The following is a 22,542-nucleotide window of genomic DNA, read 5'->3' as shown; positions in this document are numbered from 1 at the left end:
CAATACTTCTTTGGGTGAAGAAGACGGACTTGTTTTTACGGCTTGTACAGGGGAGGGCAACGTCTTCTGTCCGGGCTGGCTATCTAGTACGGCAATAGAAGGTGTTTTTGTTTTTACCTTTGGTAAGGGTGTTTCGACCTTATTGCGTACAGGGGGCAGGGCTTTCCGTTTGGGTCTAATTTGGATCTGTTTTAGCGTGGACTTTGTTATTTTTGCGATAACTGGTTTTGCTGTTATCTGCTTTTTTTGTGGTTCTGGTGATTCGTTAGATTCCGGCTGAGTTACGTGTTCCCGCTTCATTATTTGAGGGGAAGGTAAGACCGGAAGTATAGAAGGTGGGGCTAGGTTTTCCTGATTTACAGGAGCCAATTTTGATGAAGTGATCTGGTTTGTTGCAATCGTAATTGCTAGACGCTGAGATCGTTGGCTTTCTGAAATGTCAGGGGGCAGGATCTGATCAGCCCAAAACCAACATACGGCATGCAATATTATTGCTGTCAGTACGCTGCTTGACCATCTGATCATTGTTGCCCCCTTCATGGCTCGTCCTAAAACTTTAAACTGGCAGTAACTTTGAAATTTCGGCCGGGTTCATCAAGAACGGCTGCACCGCGTCGATAATTCGTGTCCAGAATGTTATCGATACCGGCATTAATCTTTAGCCCAGGGACGTAGTCATCTGCATTCCAGGTACTAAAGACATCGAAAGTCGCATAGCCATCAATTTCATCATCCCCATCGGGGACACGGTTTTGCCCACGGACAAATAAGCTCCGACCACCGACATCAAGTCCGATATCATTGAAGTGGTAACCGAGAGATACGGACGCTTTATCCCCGGCAATGCCGGAAAGAGGTTCGTTGGTGTCGGTGTTCTTTCCACGTATACGGGCCGCGGTTAGAGATCCGAAGACGGTTTTAGTGTCGTAGTGAACCTCAGCTTCAAAGCCTTAAATTCTGGCTTTGGTTACATTGCTGCTCGTGGTTGTTCCGGCTGCGACATCAACATCAAGGGCAATAAAATCATCGACATTATTTCGGAAATAGGAAACCTTTGCCCGTAAGGCGTCATCCTCTGTAAAGAGGCCGTCGTGTTTAAAGTTTGTCCCGATTTCCCAGGTTTTTGCCGTTTCAGGTTTAAGGTTCGGGTTTGCGACAAAAAAGTTGTTTGGAATGGGGCCACCGCCAGGAAAGTGAAGGCCTGTCGCATATGTTTCAGAAAGGGATGGTGCTCTGAACGCCTCGGCATAGCTTACATATGGCTGCATAAACGGAAGGAGGCGATAGCTTGCTGCAAAGCGAGGGGAAGTAGAGGTTTCGTCGGTATCATTTTGTCCGTCGGCTTCTAGCGAGTATGAATCATATCTCAAGCCAGCGGTAAGTTCTAAATCATCAAATAGTGTCAGGGTGTTATCGATATAAACACCGTATATATTTCTTTCGGCATCAGGATAGCCCCCGATGGCGGCACCATCGCGCTTGCCTTTTTGGGTGTCTTGGAATATTTCACCGCCGAGTGTCAGGGCCAGTTTAGCATTATCGTGAAAATCAAAGCGTGAAGTGTTGAAAGCTTCAAGGCCAAGGGTCTGTAAATTTCTTTCATCGTGCCGACCATCGGTAATTCTGACCTCGTCGATGTCTGTCTCATCGTAGTAAGCTTTTACTGATGAATCGAACCATGTGTTCTCGGGATTTTCATAATCGTAATCGAGAACGATACTGTTTTCTTTGCTTTCTCGTTCAACAATGGAACTGGTGCTAAGTCCATCGGGAGTGGCGGGAAGGTTATGGTCATCGTTATAGACGCGGTATGATAAACCCACCCTGTGAAAATCTGCGATATCAATGCCACCCTTTACCAAGCCTGAAACCAAATCATCATCTGTGTAAGCGCGCTTTTTTCCATCGCCAGCATCATAATCATCGGTTTTCCGGCGCGTGATACTGGCCATAAGATCGATGTTTTCCAGAGGACGTGCATAGCCCGTTAGATTGCCGTGAACCCCGTTATCTACCGAGCTAAATCCAGTGGTAACTTGTGCGCCGTACTTTTCTCCTTCTTCCAGGAAATCATCGGCCCCTTTGGTTTCAAATGCGACCACACCGCCTAAAGCTCCGGTTCCATGGATTGTAGAGGCGGGTCCACGAAGAACCTCGACCTGCTTAAGAAGGGCGGGATCGATAAAGAGGCCGCCTTTATGGCCAACATTAAAATTGTGACGGGCTCCATCGATTCTGGTTACAACACGCTGTCCACCCAATCCACGAATAGAAGGGGTCATAACTGTATTTCTCGTGCCTCCTTCTAACTCTACTCCAGGAAGGTCCTTGAGCAGGTCGTGTACGGTTTCTGCCTGTCGTCGTTCTATTTCTTCTTCGGTAACAATGGAAATTGATGCAGGTGTATCAATAGCTAACTTCTCATCATGAGAAGCCGTTACAGAGATCGTATCAAAACGAAAAACAGGTGACTTGGTATCCTCTTCGGCATTCTTTGTTTTGGTTGTATCAGGAGACGAAACATCCTGCGCATAAAGAGATGTTGCCGAAAGGAAAGTTGCTACCCCGGTTATGAGGAAACATTTAAACGTGTTGTATTGCATGATGCATGCACCTTGTCTTTGAACCGAACCTGTGAATGTTGAATTAACATTGCTGGCTGGCTGGCTAAGTGCCTTAAAGGCAAGGTGGCGAGCTGGCTGGCTTCCTGCCCCGCTAAATAATAGGGGGAAGGTATCTTCTTTACTTAGTTAGTATCAGCTTTTCGTTAGATGTTATGCGTAAACGGTAGTCATTTCCCTGATATTCAATCACAATTTCCCGACTATTCTGCATGAGGTCTTTTGCAGAAATGCGTGGAGTTTGAGTTTGATGGTCCTGACCTTCCTAGTCTGGATGTGTAATGGAGATCATAATCTCTAGCCGATATTGAAAATCATTCGCAACAAATAATCGAGCAATTGATCAAAGTCAATAGCTATGCGAACGATTCTCAATAAATATGGAAAGTAATGAATATTAAAATATGAGTAATGGGAATTTGTATTGATTAAGGTGTTGTAGGGGATCTTAATCAATACAAATTATGCGTGCATTACTTTCTGCCGATTACTTCCTGATGTTTGTCGCCACTTCGAGGCGTTTCGGCAAAAAGTTCGGCAAGTTTCTCCATCATGATTCCACCAAGCTGTTCGGCATCGCTGATTGTGACCGCGCGTTTATAATAGCGGGTGACGTCATGGCCGATACCAATGGCAAGTAACTCTACTGGGGAGCGTTTCTCGATGTGCTCAATTGCATCCCGCAGATGCTCCTCCAGGTAACTACCACTATTTACAGATAGAGTTGAATCATCAACAGGCGCACCATCGGAAATGACCATTAAGATCCGGCGATGCTCAGTTCTGCTCATCAAGCGGTTGTGGGCCCACAACAATGCTTCGCCATCGATATTTTCTTTAAGAATGCCTTCACGCAGCATTAGACCAAGATTTTTTCGGGATCGACGCATAGGGGCATCGGCTTTTTTATAAATGATGTGACGAAGATCATTAAGCCTGCCGGGATTTGTAGGTTTTCCCTGTTCAATCCATTTTTCGCGAGACTGCCCACCTTTCCACATCTTAGTTGTAAAGCCAAGGATTTCGACCTTAACGCCACAACGTTCCAGTGTTCGTGCAAGAATGTCCGCACTCATTGCCGCGATGGTGATCGGGCGTCCTCGCATAGAACCTGAATTATCGATGAGAAGTGTGACAACAGTATCTTTAAACTCCGTGTCACTCTCTTGTTTGAAGCTTAGGGAATGTAACGGGTTGGTTACAACCCGGGTAAGGCGCGCGGTATCCAGAAGGCCTTCTTCGAGATTGAATTCCCAGTTTCTGGTCTGCTGAGCCATTAAGCGTCTTTGTAATCGATTGGCAAGTTTGGAAATTACACCTTGTAAATGGGATAATTGTTTGTCGAGAAGCTCGCGCAGACGCGTTAGCTCTTCATCTTCGCAAAGGTCCTGTGCTTCAATGGTTTCATCAAAATGAGTGGTGAATGTTTTATAGCCATGAACAGCATTAAAGTTATGATTGGGGTCGAATTCAGGTGACTGATCAGGGGAGCCCGCAGAATCCTGCCCCTGGCCGTCCATCTGTTGGCCTTCACTATCCCCGCCATCATCAGGCGCACCTTCAGCTTCTCCCTGATCACTGCTATCAGCTTCCATTGGAGCTGATTTTTCCGAAGTTTGCTGTTGCTCCTGGTCATCAGAATTTTCATCCTGCTGGTCTTGATCTTCTTGCTCTTCGGTCTCAGCTTCGTCGTTATCTTCTAACTCAAAATCGAGTTGTCCGAGAAGGTCCTGTAACGTTTTTGCAAACTTGGCCTGATCGGCGATATGGTCGCCGAGGCTATCGAGAGTCTCAAAAATCTCAGGGCTAAGGTTGGGGCGCCAAATCTGAGCAACTTTTGAGGATGTGTTTTCTGCTGCTCTCCCGGTCAATGCTTCCCTTGCCAGTATGGCCATAGCTTCGTTAAGGGGAACATCGTCTGATGTTATGGCGTGGTTGTAGCCCAACTGAACCAAACTTTCTTCGTGCAGGGCTTCGAGGTTTTGGGCCACACCTTCCATCCGTCGCATGCCAAGTGCTTCGCAGCGTGCTTGCTCTACAGAATCAAAAATCGCAGCAGCTTGAGTGTCGATAGGTTTCAGTTTTTGGTGAGATTTGGCATTGTGATAACGAAGTCGTAAGGCTGTAGAGTCAGCATGGCCACGGATGCGTTGAACATCTTCAGCCGGAAGATCCCTTGCCGGTGTCGGTAGTCGTAGCTCATCACCGTTTAACCCCCTGCCATTGGCAGAAAAAACGACACTAAGCTCGCCGTTTTTTGCCATTGCTCTCGCTGTGGACGAGGTCGCTCTTTTGAACTGCTCTAGGGGTGTTTCAGCCTTACTCATACTCGTTACTTACCGTAAATTTACCTGGTCAACCTAAGCTGCAGGCTTTGCCGCACCATCAACTAATTCCCGCCCGAAACACCTTTGGAAATATTCAGCAACAAGAGGGCGTTCCATTTCATCACATTTGTTTAGGAATGTAAGGCGGAAGGCAAAATCAATATTGTCGAATATTTTGGCGTTTTCTGCCCAGGATAGAACTGTACGTGGGCTCATCAAAGTAGAGATATCCCCATTGATGAAACCGCTCCGTGTCAAATCAGCAAGGGAGACCATATTGGCGATTAGCTCGCGATCTTTTTCGTTATCGTATTCCGGGTGTTTAGCCAGAACGATGTTCATCTCATCCTGATGGGGCAGGTAGTTCAGGGTTGCAACAATGTTCCAGCGGTCCATCTGGCCTTGGTTCAGTTGCTGTGTTCCATGGTAGAGGCCTGTTGTATCGCCCAAGCCAACGGTGTTTGCGGTAGAAAACAAACGGAAAGAAGAGTGGGGTGTTATCACTCTGTTTTGATCGAGTAGGGTCAAGCGACCTTCGACCTCAAGAATACGCTGGATAACAAACATTACGTCGGGACGACCGGCATCGTATTCATCAAACACGAGAGCAACGGGACGCTGTAGCGCCCACGGCATTAATCCTTCGCGGAATTCGGTAACCTGCTTGCCTTCTTTTAGAACGATGGCATCTTTACCGACGAGATCAATACGGCTGATATGACTGTCGAGATTGACCCGTATACAAGCCCAGTTCAAGCGCGCAGCGACTTGTTCAATGTGAGTTGATTTACCAGTGCCATGATAACCTTGGATCATCACGCGTCGGTTAAAAGCAAAACCAGCTAGAAGTGCCAATGTTGTATCAAGGTCGAATTGATATGTTGGATCAACTTCAGGAACATACTCATTTCTAGTGCTGTACGCAGGGACCTGCATATCGCTATCAATACCAAAAACTTCGCGTGCTGAAACCGTTGTGTCGGGGCCACTCATGATCATTTCACCGTGGCTGATTACTTTAGAGGACATCGTCGCATCCGTACTGCTGTTTGGGTGTAGTTAATTTCTTGGACGTTACACTATGACGTCAGTTCCGTTTCTTGAAGCGTTTCTTTTACAAAAGTGCTTTTTTTAAGAAGGCTATAGGCCAAGTTGACCTTTTTTAGCCGATCTTCCGCGCTTTTTAGTCCGCCGTTGGTGTCTGGATGGAGCTCTTTCACCAATTCCAAATAACGTTTTTTGATAATTTTCCACGATTCTAATGATTGGAGTCCCAGGTCGTGAATAGCCTGACGTTCAGGCTCGGGGATGTATTTTTGAGATTGTTTAGCCTGTGCCTCGTCTTTGCCGGCAAAGTTTTGCCATGCCTTCCCTAGTTCATCCATTCTGTGAGCATAAGTTCCTTGACTGGCGCCGTTTAAAGGCCAAGTTGGCTTGCCCCAAACCGCGTCATTTCGACGAAGGTTATCGACTTCTTCAATTCCCATGTCCTTACAATAATTCCACTTGGCATTATATTCGCGGACATGATTAAGGCAGAACCAGTAATAACTATTTAAATTTAACCGGGATTTGGGTGCTCTGAATTCACCTGCATCAGGACAACCTTTTACATCGCAACAATTCTGTCTTTTTTTGCTGTCCCAAGGAGTTTCTAAGTGATGATCAAAAGCGGTTTTTTTCATTCTTCAATTATGGGGGGGATAGCTGCAGGTTACAAGAGGGGGAAGGGGGGCAGAGCGTGTGAAAAAAAAGATGGAAGCGGGCATATGTTCCTATGATCGTCCTCGTGTCATGAAAGCACCCCTTGTGATAATGGGTTGGCCTCGGGAGTGTGAATTTATCGTGAAAAAGGGTGCGCAGTGTTCAAATCCTACAAAATTGGTTGGAAAAGCAGAAGTTTGAACGTTACTATGATCGCTATCCGAAAAGAATGACTATGGAAAGTATAGGTAGTACCATGGGAATGGCGGAAATAATTGATGATAAGCTCCAAGTCGGTTTATCACCTGTAAAATTAGTTGTAGTTGATGATTCTCATCATCATGTTGGGCATGCTGGCCACAGAGAAGGCGGCGAAAGTCATTTTTCAGTTACGGTAGTTTCAGAGAAATTTACGGGCGTTAATCGTGTTAACAGACAACGAATGGTCCATGAATTGTTAAAGGATGAACTGGCTTCAACTATCCACGCATTACAGATCAAAGCAAACACACCCGACGAGGTGGTTTCTAGATGACGGAAGAAATTGATAATGTGTCATTTCTTTCTCAAAGTCGGCGGGATCTCCATCGGGAGCTGAAACGTCTCGACGGAAAGAATGGGCTCGTCCTTAAAAATGTCATTATCTCGGGGCGTAGAACTTCAAAAATGTCATTATCTCGGGGCGTAGAACTTCACTGCGTCTTGAACCAATGATGTGGAAAGGGTTGTCTGAGATATGTGCTCGTGAGGGCCTGGCCTTGAACGAGGTTTGTACGTTAGTGGAAAATCGGCGTGTTCAGTCTAGTTTGACTGCGGCGATTCGAGTTTTCACTTTGTCATATTTTCGAACAGCAGCTCAGGAAAGACGCGGCTGGAAAACTTTCTCACTGGCTCAAGTTTCTAATATTTCCAAGACGAAAAACTAACTCAAAGTCTAATATTGCGCATAGAATGCCTTCGTAGACTTCAGTCTTGGCCCGTGAAAAAGTCTGGCCATTCGGATCGAACGATCTCTCCTTCAGAACTATAAGCGTGACATGTATCAATAATGCCAGGGCGTTTTCTCTCTTTTGCAGAGGTTTCCCCATCGATTGATTTTTGTTTAGCTCTTTCTTCCTGACGCTTAATCATTGCAGGATATAATGTTTGAAAAGTGACCGTTGCCATTGCACCCAGCATTTCGACCAAATGGGTACAGCCCTCGGTACCACCCACGGCACGTCGGACGGCTGCGCGCCAACCAGGGCCAACCTTTAACCCGATAATTTTTTTGAAATTAGGGGTTATCGAAGGGCAAATGCCATAGGGACTTTCATCAATACTGGCCTCGATGTCTTGTACAATAAAATCGAGATCTACGGTAAGGCGAATAGACATGTCATGCAACGCTTCCCCTGCCTCGATCTGTCCTCGATATTGATTGGGGAAAGAATAAGACTTTACGTCAGTAATTCGGCCTTCAATGTCCCATAAATCATCCTCCCGCTCATACCCCTGGAAGTCGTAAAGCCGTTGATGCAAGTGTTTCCGGCTTCCCGGAGGAGATAAAGGCATGATCTTGGTCTCGATTGATCTTGTAAAATTATTCAGACAGCGAGGATACGCGAATTGATGTTAACTGATGCCGCTTCCGTTCCAATATTTCAAAGCGCATGTTGTGGAAAACAAACGCCTGGCCAACTTGTGGGATCTGCCGAGCTTCAAAAAGAATTAATCCGGCAAGGGTTGCGGCTTCGTCGTCTGGCAGCTTCCATTCAAACTGTCGGTTAAGGTCACGAATTGTAACTGTACCGTTTATAACAAACTCATTCTCGCTGATAGTTTGGACACCTTCAATATCCACATCGTGTTCATCTGAAATGTCACCCACGATCTCTTCCAAAATGTCCTCAAGGGTTACGATACCTTGAACCTCACCATATTCATCGACCACAATCGCAAAGTGAGCATGTCGATCACGAAAGGCATGGAGTTGTGATAAAAGACTGGTTGATTCTGGAATGAACCATGGCTCACTGGCGATGGATAGCAATGTTTCCCTGTCGAGTTCCCCTTCTTGGGCGCGGAGGGCGCGCAACAAACCTTTGGCGTGCAGAACGCCCACAATGTTATCTGGTCGCTCCTGCCACAAGGGAATGCGGGTGTAGGGACTTGAGAGGACATCCTTGATAATTGCAGCAGGGTCCTGATCAATGTCGCTGGAATTGATATCCTGACGATGGGTCATGATTTCATCAACCTCAACATCATCAAGATCAAGGATAGACCTGAGCATAGCCCGTTCATGCTTTACTTCTTCGCCTTCTCCTTCGTGTAAATCAATCGCACCCCGAAGCTCTTCTTCGGCAATGTCACTGTTATCTAAGTCACGTTCTTTTGCCGTAAATAAAGTGAGTAAGAGATGTACGATTGTTTCAACGGCTAGGGCGATTGGGCCAAGGATAAAAACGATCGGGCGTAGTATAGGTGCAGAAGCTAGTGCAGCTTTGTCTGAATGTCGCAAGGCATAGGTTTTTGGCAGTACTTCGGCAAAGATCAGAATTAGGGCCGTCATTGCCAGTGTCGCGTAAATCACGCCTGCTTCACCGAATGTTCTAATCAGGACGGAGGTGGCAAGTGCGGAAGCCAGAATGTTGACAAGATTGTTCCCCAGCAAGATCGAGCCGATCAAGCGTTCCTTGGCACTCCAAAGCTTGTTCACAACTTTGGCTTTGTTATCGCCACTCTGTTCGAGTGTGTGCATGCGGGGTTTCGAAGATGCAGTCATTGAAGTCTCTGCACCTGAGAAGAAGGCGGATATGATCAACAGAACCACAATGGCACTGATAGAGAGTATTAACTCGGTTTCCATGGCCCTTTCAGGGGTTGCGAATAGGGCATCGATATCACTTCGTTACTGCGCGTTCTAAAAATTCAGTAACGGTAGTCATATCTACTGCGTTATCCAGATAAGCCTGACCAATACCTTTTGTCATGACAAAGGTCAGACGTCCATCACTCACTTTTTTATCTCTGCTCATGTGATCCATCAACCTTGATACTTCAAGTCTTTTTCCACCGAGCGCATTAGATGACACAAACGAAGTTTCGACAGGTAAACCGATTTTCTCAAAGTGTGACCTAACAATTTTGGCATCTTCTGGAGCACTAAGCCCAAGCTCAACAGAGATGTCGTGTGCCATTACCATACCAATAGAAATAGCTTCCCCGTGCAAAAGAGAACCATTGTACCTGGCTTCGGCTTCAAGAGCGTGACCAAAGGTGTGGCCCAGATTGAGCAGGCCACGTGCACCAGATTCTTTTTCATCTAACGCAACTATGTCGGCTTTTGCCTGGCAACTTGTTATCACGGCTTTGGTTTGGGCAGAGAGGTCACCCTTAATGACATGCTCTCCATTTTCTTCGAGCCATGTAAAGAAAGCCAGATCATTAATTAATCCGTATTTCACGACTTCTGCATATCCAGCAAGGAGTTCTCTATGGGGCAGAGTTTTGAGCATCCCTATGTCAGCGAGGACAATGCGGGGTTGGTGAAAACTCCCGACTAAGTTTTTCCCACGAGAGGTGTTAATGCCTGTTTTCCCCCCGACGGAACTATCGACTTGAGAAAGAAGTGTTGTGGGGATTTGGATGAAATCAACACCACGCATTACGACGGCTGCAGCAAACCCTGCGAGATCCCCGATCACACCACCACCAAATGCAATGATTGTCGCTTTGCGGTCGATTTTGTTTTCCAACAGGAAGTCGATAACTTTTTCAAGCTGATTAAAGCTTTTTGTCTGTTCACCACTCTCAAGGGTTATTGATTTAGAGGTGACACCCTCAGATGAAAGCGCGTCTTCCAGTGTGTTCAAATGATGCCGGGCCACATTTTCATCTGTAATGATGAAAGCCCGTTTTTGCCTCAAGAAAGGCTGAATAAGTTTACCAGCATTCGCGACCAGATTTTCTCCGACTAGAATGTCATAGCTGCGATCATCGAGATCTACAGTTAGGCGTTCAAAAGTCTCTTTATTCATGTGTTGTTTCTTCTTTGTTCAAGGCCGTCTATTCGATTATCAATCTGGTGATATCGTTAACTCGTGGGGTTGCCACAGAAATCTCTTATTCCCTGGAGAGCATGCTCCGTAGTGATATCGGCAGAGCCTTCAGCCGATTCTGTTGTGATATCTGCTTTGGCATAAATAGGATATCGCTCATCAATTAATCCGGAGAGGATCTCACGGTGATTACCGTTTCTGAGCAAGGGGCGGTGGGTTCGGCGCGATGTTCTCTCAACCAGAATGTCCAAATCAGCTCTGAGCCAGAGAGATATTCCTTTTTCCAATATCGTCGTCCTGGTGCCTTCATCCATGAAGGCGCCTCCCCCGGTGGATAAAATTTGCACGGGATCTTCGAGCAATCGTTGAATCACCATTCTTTCGCGGTCCCGGAAATAAGTTTCTCCGTGTTCCTCAAAGATTTCGGCAATAGAGCATCCAGCAGCCTTTTCGATTTCAGCATCAGCGTCAACAAACGGCAAATTCATGGCTTGTGCCAATTTTTTGCCGATGCATGTTTTACCTGCGCCCATTAAGCCAACAAGAACAACAGTTTTGGGGATGGAAAAATTCCCGTTTATGGACATAGTACCTTTTACCGAATCACATTACGTATCTTGGCTTAGCCTATAGAAATGATATCGGTGAAACAAAAAGAAAAGTCATGAAACCATAAACTAACCTATGGATTGGGCCTTACCTGAGTCTTCTGACCTTTGTAATTGAGGGCAAGTTAGCCTTGCGGGCGTTCCTTCGTCCGAACTTTCATGTATAGCGACTTATCATTTTGCGTATTTTTGAAGAGGGAATATTCAATGTACTTCTTTGAATATATTGTGATTTTAACGTTCTATGCTGTCGAAAGGCGTTTGAGTTAATTCACGCTGTTTATACTTTCATTTACCGGTTTGATGAAACTGACGTTTTTTGTTTTTAATTGCAGGAATTATGTATCGTTTTCGATTTTGAAAACCCTAAGCTTGGAAGCTAATGATAATAAAATCTTGCTTGTGAATTATGGGAGTTATGAGCAATGGGAAATGAACTTGATAACTGCAGAGTATTGGTAACTGCAGGTGCCGCGGGTATTGGACGGGCAACCGCAGAGGCTTTTCTTCAAAAGGGAGCGAGAGTTCATATCTGTGATATTGATCAGACTGCTCTGGACGAATTCGAACCTCAAGGTGAAACGGGCAATCGTTTAACGAAAACTCTTCTGAATGTTACAGATGAAGAAGGCGTGGCTAATCTGTTTGAGGAGGTGTCCAAGGAATTTGGGGGGCTGGATGTTCTGGTCAATAACGCAGGTATTGCTGGACCTGCAGGGGCACTGGAAACTTTGAATTATGGCGAGTGGCAAAAGTGTGTTTCGGTAAATATCGATTCACAATTTCTTTTTTCTCGGGGGGCAATCCCAATGATGAAAGAACAAAAAAGCGGATCGATTATCAATCTTTCCTCAACAGCAGGGATGTTTGGCTTTCCGCTAAGAACCCCTTATGCCGCAGCAAAATGGGCGGTCGTTGGTTTGACCAAGAGTATGGCGATGGAGCTTGGTCCCTATGGAATTCGTGTGAATGCAATAGCTCCGGGATCCGTGTCAGGTCCCCGCATGGATCGGGTAATAGAGGCGACGGCGAAGGCACAAGGCCTCTCCGATGATGAGGTTCGTTCCCAGTTCGAAAGCCAGGTGTCGATGAGGACATTTGTCTCGCCAGAAGACATTGCAAACATGATCGTGTTCGCCAGTTCTCCTAATGGAAACAAAATATCGGGCCAGGTTCTGGCCGTAGACGGGCATACCGAAGGGCTGTCGAGTTAGGGGCCGGGCCCTGGATAAACTTTATCAAAGGGGTATGAATTCAACAGGTTGTTTACAGATTGGGGGACAAGGTTTTAGACTGTCCCAATCTTGCCACACTCTAGTGATAGATCTGGGGCAGTGTGATGAATTTTTTTGACCCCTTAGATAGAGTTAATCTAGCGCTCCATGCAGAAATTTGCCCTTTTCCTATTTGTCGTTCTTATCGGTGCCTTACTCGCAGGAGGGGTATTCCTTCTGACGTGGGACATTCCTGCACCTTCTTCCAAAGTGGAAAAGGTTATCCCCAATGACCGCCTTACGAATTAGTATGATCAGGCGTATTTCAAAATATTTTCTTATGGGAACTGCGCTGACGCTTTCCATAGGGACGTCGGTCGGTTTTATGGGATCTGCCTTGGCGCAGACGCAATTGATCACAGAGCAACCGACAACTGTTTTGCCTCTGGCGGGGACCGGTTCTAATGATATTCCGAGTTCAACAATAGATACGGAAACCATTAGCTCTGGCGGCATTCAGGTAAATAGCCTTGGTGGGCTCGATCTCGATACCATTGGCACCCTTGGTCTTGGCCAGGGCGGTCTCGGGTATGACATGTGGCGGCAGAGTTCGCTTCAGGATGTATACTCTCTGATTTCTCAGATGCCTGTCCGCTATAGTTCTTCAGTAGGGAACTCACTCGCGCGGCGGCTTTTGCTTTCTAGCGCCGGCCGCCCTATTGATGACAGGCCGTTGAAAGGGGAGCAAAGTTTGCTCTCTCGACGGCTGCAGAAATTGGCTGAACTCGGTTCTTATAGCGATCTTGAAAATCTCTTTCAGCGTGTGCCCTCTCGTTCCGACAGTGAGCAGCAAGCAAAACTCCGCAGCGATAGTCTTTTAATGACAGGCAAGTCTACGGAGGCTTGTCAGGTAATCCAAAATATGGCTTCGACTGGAAGTGATAATTTTTGGATACAGGGAATGATTTATTGTCATTTCCTGCAAAAACAAACGGATCAAGCCCTCCTTGGTCTCGACCTGTTGAGTGAAACAGGAGCGGTCTCGGATCCGCTATTTGCTGAACTCGTGCTCGCCGCTTCCGGTGTTGATGTGAAGTTCAGTGGTACCAGTGCAGGTACAGTTGAGCCATTGCATTGGGCCTTGTCCCAGTTATCAAATTCATTGATCCCTGTTGAGTTAGATAATTTTCTTAATCCCGGTGTTCGTATAGGGGTAATTGCCTCTGAAGATTATCCTCTTGAACGTCGAATTTCAGCGGCAGAAAGCGCTGTGTTTAGCGGGGAAATCGACGCGATTAATCTGGTTAACCTCTACAGTCGATATGAATTTGAACCTGAAGAGTTGGATAGTGTTGTAGGAGGGCAAGTTAGCCGTGAGGGTGCAGAAGCGCGCGCCCTGTTTTTGCAGGCTGCCCAGTTGCAATCCGTTCCGGCCGCACGTGCTGAAATAATCAAAGCAGCGCTAGACCACGCTGGAAATGACGGACTTGCCTTGTTGATGACACGTGTTATCGCTGGCTTGGTAAAAGAAATCCCTCCTTCAGCAGATTTAACCTGGTTTGCGTTGCCTGCAGGTCGGGTGTTGTATGTAACAGGAAATGCAGAAAGAGCGGATGCCTGGTTGATGCTCGCTCGCCAGTATATGCTGAGTGAGCAAACGGCAGCGGCGAGTATTACAGCTCTGTGGCCCTATGCGAGATTGGCGGGTCTTGAAGGTGGTGAGCGTTATGGCACTCTCAAGGGATGGGCTTCCGCACAAAGTGATGTTGGGCCCGAAGTCATCAACCAGCAATTGGTGCTGCTGCGTAGTTGTATGCAGGCTCTTGGAGAGAATGTACGGTTGAGTTGGGGTGAGTTAGCTTCTCTCGAGATCTCTACACCTGGTTTGGCTCCTTCTGCAGCTCTTCTCTATGCCCTCAAAGATGCCCAAAATGGCAGCCGATTAGCTGAAGTTGTCTTGTTAAGTTTGATCATACTCGGCGAAGAAGGGCCGGGTGATACCCATAGCCTGGCTCTTAGTAGTGTTGTCGAGGCGCTTTATTCTGTGGGTCTCCAAGATGAAGCAAGGGCACTTGCAATAGAAGCAACGGTGCTTAGTGGTATTTAGGTAATGGTCGGTTCGTCCAGGATTTCTCTCTTTCTTGAGATGATGGCAGCGGAACGAGGCGCAAGCTTAAACACTCTGCAGGCCTATCAACGTGATCTCGAACGTTTTGCTGACTTCCTGAAAGGGCAAGGCCAAAGACCTGATCGGGCTACTCCTTCTGATGTCAGGAGCTATCTAGAGGATTTAACGGCTGAAGATCTAAGCCCGAGAACCCAGGCCAGACATCTTTCAAGCCTAAAACAGTATTTTCTGTTTCTGATGGAAGAGGGAATACGAAACGATAATCCCGTTGGTGAAATCAATCCTCCCAAAATAGGTCAGTCGTTGCCAAAATTTCTCTCTGTGGATGACACAGAAAGACTTTTGGATACAGCGAGAGATGCAAAGGATAAAGAGGAGGTCCGTCTCCATGCCCTGGTTGAGTTACTTTACGCGACTGGGTTGCGTGTAAGCGAGTTAGTATCTTTAAAAGCTTCCCAGACCCAACGCGATCCAAGAATTTTGACGGTCCTCGGCAAGGGTAATAAAGAAAGGATCGTGCCTCTGAGCTTATCGGCGAGAGAGGCGTTGGATACTTATATTGCTCAACGACAGACTTTTCTGTCATCTGGGGATCAAGTCGCAGGTCATGATCAGGGGTGGCTTTTTCCTTCCCGTGGGAAAAGTGGTCACTTAACGCGACATAGGGTTGGTCAGCTTCTTAAAGAACTGGCGATAAAAAGTGGTATTGATCCCAAGAAAATATCGCCCCATATTTTGCGGCATGCTTTTGCAACGCACCTATTGGAAAATGGGGCCGATTTGAGGTCTGTTCAAAAAATGCTTGGGCACTCAGATATATCAACAACCCAGATTTACACCCATGTATTACAGGACCGGTTACAGCGCCTGGTTTTGGATCATCACCCCTTATCTAATAAGGGGTAGCAGCCTTTCGGCTGAGCCTTTCTGTATTCTCTTAGTTTAATGTCGTAACTCTGGTCTCTTCGGACTTGGGTATCCTTTGATATGGAAAATTGACAGTTTAGTTGACAGATCAAATATCTCCGGGCAAAGTTTATGCTGCAGTGCACAATAAAAATATAACGCATAAAAATGCATAGAGGGAGCAAGTAATGAGCTTTACGATTCCAGAAGAGGCGACATCTCGATTAAACCGCAGTGAATTAGCTGTACCCGGTAGCAATACTGTTCTGTTTGAAAAGGCAGCTGCGTCCAAAGCGGATGTCATCTTTCTCGATCTGGAAGATGCAGTTGCTCCAGACGATAAAGAGCAAGCACGGAAGAACGTGATTGAAGCAATCAACGATATTGATTGGGGAAACAAAACGCTGTCGGTTCGGATCAATGGCCTGGATACACCTTATATGTATCGCGATGTCATTGATGTATTGGAACAAGCTGGCGATCGTATTGACCTTTTTATGATCCCTAAGGTTGGGACCGCTTCTGATATCTATGCGATCGATATGCTGTGTACCCAGATTGAGACTGCAAAGAGACGAAAAAAACGCGTTGGTTTTGAAATGATTATCGAAACTGCCCTGGGGATGCAGAATATCAATGAAATAGCTGCAGCTTCAAAACGCAATGAAAGCCTACATTTTGGCGTTGCTGATTACGCAGCATCAACAAAAGCAAGAACAACAGGTATCGGTGGGCCCAACCCGATGTATGGCGTGCTGACTGATATCGATGGCGATGCTCCCCGTGATTTCCATTGGGGTGATATGTGGCATTATGCAATCGCTCGCATGGTGGTTGCTGCCCGTGCAAATGGTCTTCGGCCGATCGATGGTCCTTTTGGTGATTATTCTGACCCCGAAGGATTTAAAGCCCAGGCAAACCGCGCCACTATACTTGGCTGCGAAGGGAAGTGGGCCATTCATCCAAGCCAAATTGGTATTGCGAACGAAGTAAACAGCCCCTCCGAGGCCGAAGTAACCAAAGCCAACAGAATACTCGAAGCGATGGAACAGGCGCAGCGAGAAGGCAAGGGCGCTGTATCTCTCGATGGACGTTTGATCGATATAGCCTCTATTCGACAGGCCACAGTTATGGTTGATAAAGCTAAAGAGATTGCTGCTGCTGATCAGGCTATATAATTATTTACTTACTTTTGAAGTGCAGTAACTTCTCTACAGGCGGCCTCCATGGGTCGCCTGTACTGTGTTTGGGCGTCATCTTTTGTGAGGAAAGCATGGAAATCGCATTAAGTGGCCTCTTTCTATACTAAAGCTTGAATATATTCTTTTTCCCGGGATCATTATTCACTATATTTGTTGACTGAATTTGACTTTGTGATAGACAACGCTTCATGCAAAATTTCCTAGATTTCGAAAAACCGATCGCCGAGCTCGCAGGCAAAATTGAAGGCTTGCGACATTTGTCTGATAGCAGCAGTGATGTGAACATCGCTGATGAAGTTTCCAAATTGGAAGCAAAAGCAGACAAACTGTTGCGCCAAACTTACACCAAGCTCAGTGCATGGCAGAAGACGCTTGTTGCGCGTCACCCTGATCGTCCACATTGCAAAGACTACATCGCGCACCTGATAGAGGATTATACTCCCCTCGCAGGAGACCGTGCCTTTGCCGAAGATTTTGCGATTCTTGGTGGCCTCGGGCGGTTCCGTGGGCAATCCGTTGTTGTAATCGGCCAGGAAAAAGGCGCGGATATGCACAGCCGGGTTAAACATAACTTTGGCATGGCGCGTCCTGAAGGTTATCGTAAAGCCCAACGCCTTATGGATATGGCTGAGCGTTTTAATTTACCCGTGATTACATTGGTTGATACCGCTGGCGCCTATCCAGGGGTTGGTGCCGAAGAACGTGGTCAGTCAGAAGCAATTGCCCGTAGTATTGAAAAATGCCTTGCGATTAAAGTTCCCTTGATCTCTGCCGTTATTGGTGAGGGTGGTTCCGGTGGGGCGATTGCACTTGCCGCCGCGAATACAGTTCTCATGCTCGAGCACTCAATTTACTCAGTGATTTCTCCAGAAGGCTGTGCATCTATTCTTTGGCGTTCTGGTGATCAGGCAAAAGAAGCTGCTGAGGCTCTTAAATTGACAGCACAAGATCTTGAAACCTTGGGTGTGATTGATGAAGTCATCAGCGAGCCTTTGGGTGGAGCTCACAGAGCCAAAGAAGACTGCATGAACGCCCTGGGTGATAGCATTGAAAATCACCTCAAAGGGCTTCTGGAATTTGACGGTGCTGAACTTCGTCAAAAACGACGTGATAAATTTCTCGAAATGGGTCAGAATGGTCTTTAAAGGCTATTCCTCATAGAAATAGAAAAGGGCAACTGAAAAAGTTGCCCTTTTTTTTGTTCTCAATGGAGACGTGCTGACCTTGAGTAATATTACCGCGAGTTATATTACCGCAATATCAACAAAGGTGTCGTTGTAACAAGCGCCTTCCATGATATCAGCTTTTAAGTCTGCATTTATGAGTGCATTCACAGTTTGGTTGCTACCACTAGACCCAAGCCAAGTCCCTTTGGGCGAATAGATTGTCCCGGGTTTAACTTTGTCAGTGATATCAGCACTCAAATAGACTTCGCCCAGATCATTCCAGATTTTGATTTTATCGCCCGCTTTTATATTTCTATCCCGGGCATCAGTCGGGTGAATTTCGAGTTTCTCAATTCCCATTGATTCTCTATTGCCGCCAAAAGTGGCATTGGTTCTCTTGCTTGAAGAGGGTGTTATCAGTGTTAGGGGATACGATTTGGGAACTTCAGCGAACCTCGGTAATCCGTAGCCGAATTTATTTTCAAGATCCTGTGAAAAGAGCTCTATCTTTCCGGTTTCTGTGGCAGGAAAAACCGTTTTGCACATAACAAGTTCCTGATCGTTCTCAGCCAACATGGGAAGGGATCGATCGAGTGGTATCTCTCTTGGTTTCATGCCCTTCATTTGTGGGGATTTCCCATCATATGCATCATCCATGAGCTCATAGTCATCGGCTTTAAACAACAAGTCATCCATGCCAAATTTTGCCGCGAGACGACGGAATATTTCGGTATTGGCAAGTGATTGACCTACCGTCGGGATTACGGGTTCTGCGCGCTGTAGGTGCGCTTGGCCGTAAGCTGCATAGATATCCGGGAATTCAAAATGGCTCGCGGCTGGAAGTATGATATCAGCGAAAGCCATGCTGTCGTTCATCTCCACATCACAGCCAACAATAAAGACGTCCTCCCGGCTGAGGGCGCGGCGCATCCGGTTTTGATCGGGATGGGTGCACACAGGGTTGTGGTTATATATGAAGACGGCTTTGATTGGGGGTGCCAAGCTATCATCAAGGATGTGTTTTGCCACCTCGACAATGTTCAGCATCCTTGTCCCCTCGGGAGCAAGATCTGGTCTTCGTAGCTTGGCCGATGTTGCTGGAAAGGCGAGCCCTTGTTTGGCTATGATTCCAGCTCCTGGGCGGCCCATATTGCCACTAAGGACTTGCAGGGCCATTGCTGCCCGGATGGATGATCCGCCATTGATCCCGCGTTCCGCACCGTTACCAAACGACATCGAAACATTTTGGGCGGCTGTGTAATAGCTCAAAAATTCTTGAATTTGACTGAGAGGCAGCTGGCAAATATCTGAAGCATCTTCTAATGAATACTTCCTTGCTGCTTTCATATAGTCATCAAAATCATGGACCCAGCGGTCAATAAACGCATCGTCCAAAGCTCCACGTTTTTCCAGTTCTGCTGCCAAGGCGAGGAAAAGAACAATATCCGTACCCGGCTTTATCTGTAGATAGAGATCTGCCTGTTCTGCAATCTTGATTTTCTTTGGATCGATTACGATCAGCTTTGCCCCATTCTTCTTGGCGGCCTTGATGATGCGGGCGAGGTGAAGGTTAGACACTGTGATGTTGTTGCTGGCGATCACCAGAAGATCTGATTTCTCAGCTTGTTCCGGCTCCATACCTGGCGCATTTCCAAAGAGGCTGGTGTAGGCCGTACCCCTGACGGCGCCACATAGTGGTCCTCTGTCGAGTTGTGTCGCTCCCAGTTTATGGAAAAACCGAAAGTCCATAGATCCCCCTGCGAGCTGTCCATGAGGGCCTGCATAATTGAGAGGCAGAACGGATTCCGGGCCGTGCCTTTCTATTGCTTGAGTTAGACCAGCATGGACACGATCAAGAGCTTCTTCCCAGCTTATCGGGCTGTATTCTAATGAGCCACGGGGACCCGTTCGAAGAAGAGGTTGTGTTAGTCGACGGTCTCCATGGATAAAGTCTGGATAATAGCTCGACACTTTTTTACAAATGGCACCAGCTGTATAGGGGTTGGCTTTTGATCCGCGAACCTCAATGACTTTCTCTCCATCAGTTAAGACTGACAGGCTGCATGTATCTGGGCAATCGAGAGGGCATACGCTCGGTTTTTCTTGTATGTTTGTTGAGGTCGTCATGTTGGTACGGGCTCCATGCGCTTTTGGTCAAACGCTATAATATTCTGTCCTGACAAATATCTCGTTCCACGAAAAGAAGAAGATAGGGTCAGCATAGAACCAATCTGTACTATTCGTAGGTCCGTTTGTGAGAAGTTGATGGAGCCATTTTTCTGGTTAGCATTATAAATTTGTCGTTAGAGCATCCTTCAGAATTTCAGTGAGTGCACTTGTCAGATCAGGCCTTTGTCCCCGGTGCTTTTCAACTAGGGAGACCTTTCTCGTGGCAACAGGTTTACCAAAAGGACGAATGAGTAAGTTAGAGCCTTCTTCTAAGCTGCTCTCTGGAATGATTGCGGCACCCAAACCCTTGGCGACCATACGCTGAATAGCTTCGAGAGAATCAAGTTCCATAACTTCGCGTAGATTGGTTCCTCTATTCCGCAAATGTTGTTCGATCACCCGGCCTACCCCAGTGAGATGATTGAAGCGTACAAATGGTAAGTGATCAAGAAGGGCGATGTCGCCGTCTTTTGAACGGGAAATTTTCTCATTCTCAATATTCTTCTGGGCGATAACCACAAGGCGTTCTTCGCGTAGAGCCGTTGATTTGAGAGCGTCATCCAAACGTTGAGCTTGGGTAATAATAATGCAATCGAACTTTCCCTGAAGAAGTTCCCTGGTTAATTCTGTACTCAGGCCGCTTTCAAGGCGAACTTGAAGTCTTGGATGTTTTTGACCCAATTGTGCTAAAGCTTCAGGTAAAAATGAGGTTGTTGCGCTTGGTATCGCCCCCAAGCGAAGAAGGCCTGAAAGATCATCTTTGTTTGATCCGGCCTCTGTAAGGGAATCGTAGAGAGAAATGATCTCTTGTGCCTTTTCCAGCAGGCGCAGGCCTGTGGGGTTGAGATCAGGAGGTCGACGACTTCGATCAAATAGTTCTGTCTGTAATTCTTCTTCCAGCGCTTTCATTTGCATGCTAACCGCTGAATGGGTTAGCCCCATACGTTCAGCTGCAGCCTGGAAGCTACCAGTCTTTGAAATTTCCAACAATGCACGTAGATGGCGAATACCCATGGTTATATCAAATAGCATCAAATAAATTGAAGTAAGAAGTTATTTTAATTCGTTTGATTTGAAGAAAGCAAGCGCGAGATAATTAAGGAACCAAAAGAACATATAATTCATTGGAGTAAAATCTCATGCTTGCTGACCTAGATCGGATCTCCGCTCTTGAAGGTGCTGATATTAAAGATAAATCGAGTACTTTTCGTTTAGAGGGTGTTCGTGAGCGAGCCAGAGATCTTGCCCAAAACGTTTTTGCTCCCCGGGCTGCTTCTATCGACACGACAGAGATCTATCCCTGGGAAAACTGTTTTGCACTAAGAGATGCCGGTTTCATGGGGATGACTATTCCCAAAGCTTATGGCGGCCAAGGGCTCGGGTATCGCGAAGCCGTTGTCCTTGTTGAAGAAGTTGCCAAGGCTTGTGGTGTAACAGGGCGAATTGCCGTTGAAGCCAATATGGGGGCCGTTGGGGCCATCATGGCTTATGGTTCTGAAAAGCAAAAAAAGCTTGCAGCAGAACTTGTTCTTGATGGCGATAAGCCTGCGATATGTATTACAGAACCTGAAAGTGGATCTGCTGCGACCGATATGACCACACGCGCTGACAAAGTTGGTGATGGCTATGTGTTAAATGGGAAAAAGCACTGGATTACAGGCGGCGGCGTTTCCCGTTTACACCTCATTTTTTCCCGGGTTTATGAAAACGATCAACCTCAGGGTATCGCAGGTTTTATCGTGGTTCGAGGTGAGCCCGGTGCAGAGGGATTATCCGTTGGTAAGCGAGAGCCGACCATGGGGCTGCGTGGAATTCCGGAAACTGAAATTTACTTACGCGACCTCCATGTTCCCGCGGATATGATGTTGCAACCCCCTTCCGGCATTCGCAAAGGCTTTGGCGATTTAATGACCGCCTATAACGGCCAACGTGTCGGGGCGGCGGCTGTTGCCCTTGGTTTGGCTGTAGGAGCCTATGAACAGGCTGAAACCTTCATTCAAAAGCGTGAACAGTTTGGTCGTCCCATAAGTGAGTTTCAAGGATTACAGTGGATGCTGGCGGATATGTCCGTTCAAATAAGTGCGGCTCGGGCTTTGATCAATGAAGCAGTATCCGGTGAAGGTTTCCCTGATAAAATGAAAGCGGCTCAAGCTAAACTTTTCACATCTGAGATGGCGGTGAATGTAACCAATAACGCACTACAAATGCATGGTGCGGCGGGCTATTCTCGGAACAATCCGGTTGAACGCATGGTTCGTGATGCACGGATGTTTACGATTGGTGGCGGTACAGCACAAGTTCTCAGAAATGTGATCGCTTCTGACCTGTTAGGACGTAAATTCCCACAGACAAGAGATGGCTATATGTCTTATCCTGCCAGCCAGTCGCCTGTTGATGATCTTCGCGAAAAGATAAAATAGAAACTTATCTTATTCGCGTAGTCTATTTAGCGAC

The 22,542-nt window shown here is 46.7% G+C and carries 19 protein-coding genes and 1 pseudogene; 8 read left to right on the top strand and 12 right to left on the bottom strand.

Annotated elements, in window-relative coordinates; all coding sequences use genetic code 11:
* The 6 genes and pseudogenes from ACOGW3_RS28150 to ACOGW3_RS28125 all read right to left on the bottom strand — a co-directional run.
* A partial coding sequence (locus ACOGW3_RS28150) for a hypothetical protein (protein WP_419905943.1) occupies positions 1-525 on the bottom strand: 525 nt, incomplete at its 3' end.
* Positions 526-548: 23 nt separating this feature from the next.
* Positions 549-2,603, bottom strand: a pseudogene (locus ACOGW3_RS28145) (TonB-dependent hemoglobin/transferrin/lactoferrin family receptor).
* A gap of 139 nt (positions 2,604-2,742) precedes the next feature.
* The gene (gene hemP / locus ACOGW3_RS28140) at positions 2,743-2,853 is read right to left on the bottom strand and encodes a hemin uptake protein HemP (RefSeq protein WP_419906015.1); all 111 of its coding nucleotides are present in this window, start codon (positions 2,851-2,853) and stop codon (positions 2,743-2,745) included.
* Between the two features lie 241 nt (positions 2,854-3,094).
* Positions 3,095-4,948: a cobaltochelatase subunit CobT gene (gene cobT / locus ACOGW3_RS28135; protein WP_419905942.1), complete on the bottom strand. Its 1,854-nt coding sequence runs from the start codon at positions 4,946-4,948 to the stop codon at positions 3,095-3,097.
* Between the two features lie 33 nt (positions 4,949-4,981).
* On the bottom strand, positions 4,982-5,977 hold the full coding sequence (cobS, locus tag ACOGW3_RS28130; RefSeq protein ID WP_419905941.1) for a cobaltochelatase subunit CobS: 996 nt from the start codon (positions 5,975-5,977) through the stop codon (positions 4,982-4,984).
* A gap of 50 nt (positions 5,978-6,027) precedes the next feature.
* Positions 6,028-6,633 carry a J domain-containing protein gene (locus ACOGW3_RS28125; protein ID WP_419905940.1) on the bottom strand — a complete coding sequence of 202 codons (606 nt, stop codon included), beginning with the start codon at positions 6,631-6,633 and terminating at the stop codon, positions 6,028-6,030.
* A gap of 170 nt (positions 6,634-6,803) precedes the next feature.
* Here ACOGW3_RS28125 and ACOGW3_RS28120 point away from each other — a divergent pair, with 170 nt between their 5' ends.
* The gene (locus ACOGW3_RS28120; RefSeq protein ID WP_419905939.1) at positions 6,804-7,187 is read left to right on the top strand and encodes a BolA family protein; all 384 of its coding nucleotides are present in this window, start codon (positions 6,804-6,806) and stop codon (positions 7,185-7,187) included.
* A 136-nt stretch (positions 7,188-7,323) separates the two neighbouring features.
* The gene (locus ACOGW3_RS28115) at positions 7,324-7,578 is read left to right on the top strand and encodes a ribbon-helix-helix domain-containing protein (protein WP_419906014.1); all 255 of its coding nucleotides are present in this window, start codon (positions 7,324-7,326) and stop codon (positions 7,576-7,578) included.
* Positions 7,579-7,618: 40 nt separating this feature from the next.
* Here the strand turns inward: ACOGW3_RS28115 and ACOGW3_RS28110 are convergent, their stop codons facing one another.
* Genes ACOGW3_RS28110 through ACOGW3_RS28095 form a run of 4 tightly spaced genes read right to left on the bottom strand, consistent with a single transcriptional unit; the run spans position 7,619 to position 11,282 of the window.
* Positions 7,619-8,206: a DUF2889 domain-containing protein gene (locus ACOGW3_RS28110; RefSeq protein ID WP_419905938.1), complete on the bottom strand. Its 588-nt coding sequence runs from the start codon at positions 8,204-8,206 to the stop codon at positions 7,619-7,621.
* Positions 8,207-8,234: 28 nt separating this feature from the next.
* Entirely contained in the window at positions 8,235-9,503 is a 1,269-nt protein-coding gene (locus ACOGW3_RS28105; RefSeq protein ID WP_419905937.1) for an HlyC/CorC family transporter, read from the bottom strand.
* Between the two features lie 34 nt (positions 9,504-9,537).
* On the bottom strand, positions 9,538-10,674 hold the full coding sequence (gene aroB, locus ACOGW3_RS28100; RefSeq protein ID WP_419905936.1) for a 3-dehydroquinate synthase: 1,137 nt from the start codon (positions 10,672-10,674) through the stop codon (positions 9,538-9,540).
* 56 nt (positions 10,675-10,730) lie between these two features.
* A complete protein-coding gene (locus ACOGW3_RS28095) occupies positions 10,731-11,282 on the bottom strand; it encodes a shikimate kinase (RefSeq protein WP_419905935.1) in 552 nt (183 codons plus the stop codon).
* Between the two features lie 446 nt (positions 11,283-11,728).
* Here ACOGW3_RS28095 and ACOGW3_RS28090 point away from each other — a divergent pair, with 446 nt between their 5' ends.
* From ACOGW3_RS28090 to ACOGW3_RS28070, 5 genes are all read left to right on the top strand, one after another.
* Entirely contained in the window at positions 11,729-12,517 is a 789-nt protein-coding gene (locus ACOGW3_RS28090; RefSeq protein WP_419905934.1) for an SDR family oxidoreductase, read from the top strand.
* A 289-nt stretch (positions 12,518-12,806) separates the two neighbouring features.
* Entirely contained in the window at positions 12,807-14,624 is a 1,818-nt protein-coding gene (locus tag ACOGW3_RS28085) for a hypothetical protein (protein ID WP_419905933.1), read from the top strand.
* A 3-nt stretch (positions 14,625-14,627) separates the two neighbouring features.
* Positions 14,628-15,551 (top strand): site-specific tyrosine recombinase XerD, encoded by a 924-nt coding sequence (gene xerD, locus ACOGW3_RS28080; protein ID WP_419905932.1) that lies wholly within the window; start codon positions 14,628-14,630, stop codon positions 15,549-15,551.
* Between the two features lie 188 nt (positions 15,552-15,739).
* Entirely contained in the window at positions 15,740-16,729 is a 990-nt protein-coding gene (locus tag ACOGW3_RS28075) for an HpcH/HpaI aldolase/citrate lyase family protein (protein WP_419905931.1), read from the top strand.
* 212 nt (positions 16,730-16,941) lie between these two features.
* Entirely contained in the window at positions 16,942-17,898 is a 957-nt protein-coding gene (locus tag ACOGW3_RS28070) for an acetyl-CoA carboxylase carboxyltransferase subunit alpha (protein ID WP_419905930.1), read from the top strand.
* 99 nt (positions 17,899-17,997) lie between these two features.
* On the opposite strand, the gene ACOGW3_RS28065 is transcribed toward ACOGW3_RS28070, so the two are convergent.
* Both ACOGW3_RS28065 and ACOGW3_RS28060 read right to left on the bottom strand, forming a co-directional pair.
* Positions 17,998-20,046, bottom strand: a complete 2,049-nt coding sequence (locus ACOGW3_RS28065) for a molybdopterin-containing oxidoreductase family protein (protein WP_419905929.1) — start codon at positions 20,044-20,046, stop codon at positions 17,998-18,000.
* A 162-nt stretch (positions 20,047-20,208) separates the two neighbouring features.
* Positions 20,209-21,102 carry a LysR family transcriptional regulator gene (locus ACOGW3_RS28060; protein WP_419905928.1) on the bottom strand — a complete coding sequence of 298 codons (894 nt, stop codon included), beginning with the start codon at positions 21,100-21,102 and terminating at the stop codon, positions 20,209-20,211.
* 125 nt (positions 21,103-21,227) lie between these two features.
* Between ACOGW3_RS28060 and acdA the strand changes: the two genes are divergently transcribed.
* On the top strand, positions 21,228-22,508 hold the full coding sequence (acdA, locus tag ACOGW3_RS28055; RefSeq protein WP_419905927.1) for a 3-sulfinopropanoyl-CoA desulfinase: 1,281 nt from the start codon (positions 21,228-21,230) through the stop codon (positions 22,506-22,508).
* The last annotated feature ends 34 nt before the right edge of the window (positions 22,509-22,542 follow it).

This window comes from Kiloniella sp. (assembly GCF_965205715.1).
In the GTDB taxonomy this organism is placed as follows: domain Bacteria; phylum Pseudomonadota; class Alphaproteobacteria; order Kiloniellales; family Kiloniellaceae; genus Kiloniella.
This window is presented reverse-complemented; position numbering and strand designations above follow the sequence as displayed.

What these genes read in the sequence shown, in the direction of transcription:
- cobT (WP_419905942.1), bottom strand. Translation starts at nt 4,948, where the DNA reads ATGAGTAAGGCTGAAACACCCCTAGAGCAGTTCAAAAGAGCGACCTCG.
- ACOGW3_RS28110 (WP_419905938.1), bottom strand. Translation starts at nt 8,206, where the DNA reads ATGCCTTTATCTCCTCCGGGAAGCCGGAAACACTTGCATCAACGGCTT.
- ACOGW3_RS28085 (WP_419905933.1), top strand. Translation starts at nt 12,807, where the DNA reads ATGACCGCCTTACGAATTAGTATGATCAGGCGTATTTCAAAATATTTT.
- cobS (WP_419905941.1), bottom strand. Translation starts at nt 5,977, where the DNA reads ATGTCCTCTAAAGTAATCAGCCACGGTGAAATGATCATGAGTGGCCCC.
- ACOGW3_RS28105 (WP_419905937.1), bottom strand. Translation starts at nt 9,503, where the DNA reads ATGGAAACCGAGTTAATACTCTCTATCAGTGCCATTGTGGTTCTGTTG.
- aroB (WP_419905936.1), bottom strand. Translation starts at nt 10,674, where the DNA reads ATGAATAAAGAGACTTTTGAACGCCTAACTGTAGATCTCGATGATCGC.
- ACOGW3_RS28090 (WP_419905934.1), top strand. Translation starts at nt 11,729, where the DNA reads ATGGGAAATGAACTTGATAACTGCAGAGTATTGGTAACTGCAGGTGCC.
- ACOGW3_RS28095 (WP_419905935.1), bottom strand. Translation starts at nt 11,282, where the DNA reads ATGTCCATAAACGGGAATTTTTCCATCCCCAAAACTGTTGTTCTTGTT.
- acdA (WP_419905927.1), top strand. Translation starts at nt 21,228, where the DNA reads ATGCTTGCTGACCTAGATCGGATCTCCGCTCTTGAAGGTGCTGATATT.
- ACOGW3_RS28065 (WP_419905929.1), bottom strand. Translation starts at nt 20,046, where the DNA reads ATGACGACCTCAACAAACATACAAGAAAAACCGAGCGTATGCCCTCTC.
- ACOGW3_RS28060 (WP_419905928.1), bottom strand. Translation starts at nt 21,102, where the DNA reads ATGGGTATTCGCCATCTACGTGCATTGTTGGAAATTTCAAAGACTGGT.
- xerD (WP_419905932.1), top strand. Translation starts at nt 14,628, where the DNA reads ATGGTCGGTTCGTCCAGGATTTCTCTCTTTCTTGAGATGATGGCAGCG.
- ACOGW3_RS28125 (WP_419905940.1), bottom strand. Translation starts at nt 6,633, where the DNA reads ATGAAAAAAACCGCTTTTGATCATCACTTAGAAACTCCTTGGGACAGC.
- ACOGW3_RS28075 (WP_419905931.1), top strand. Translation starts at nt 15,740, where the DNA reads ATGAGCTTTACGATTCCAGAAGAGGCGACATCTCGATTAAACCGCAGT.
- ACOGW3_RS28070 (WP_419905930.1), top strand. Translation starts at nt 16,942, where the DNA reads ATGCAAAATTTCCTAGATTTCGAAAAACCGATCGCCGAGCTCGCAGGC.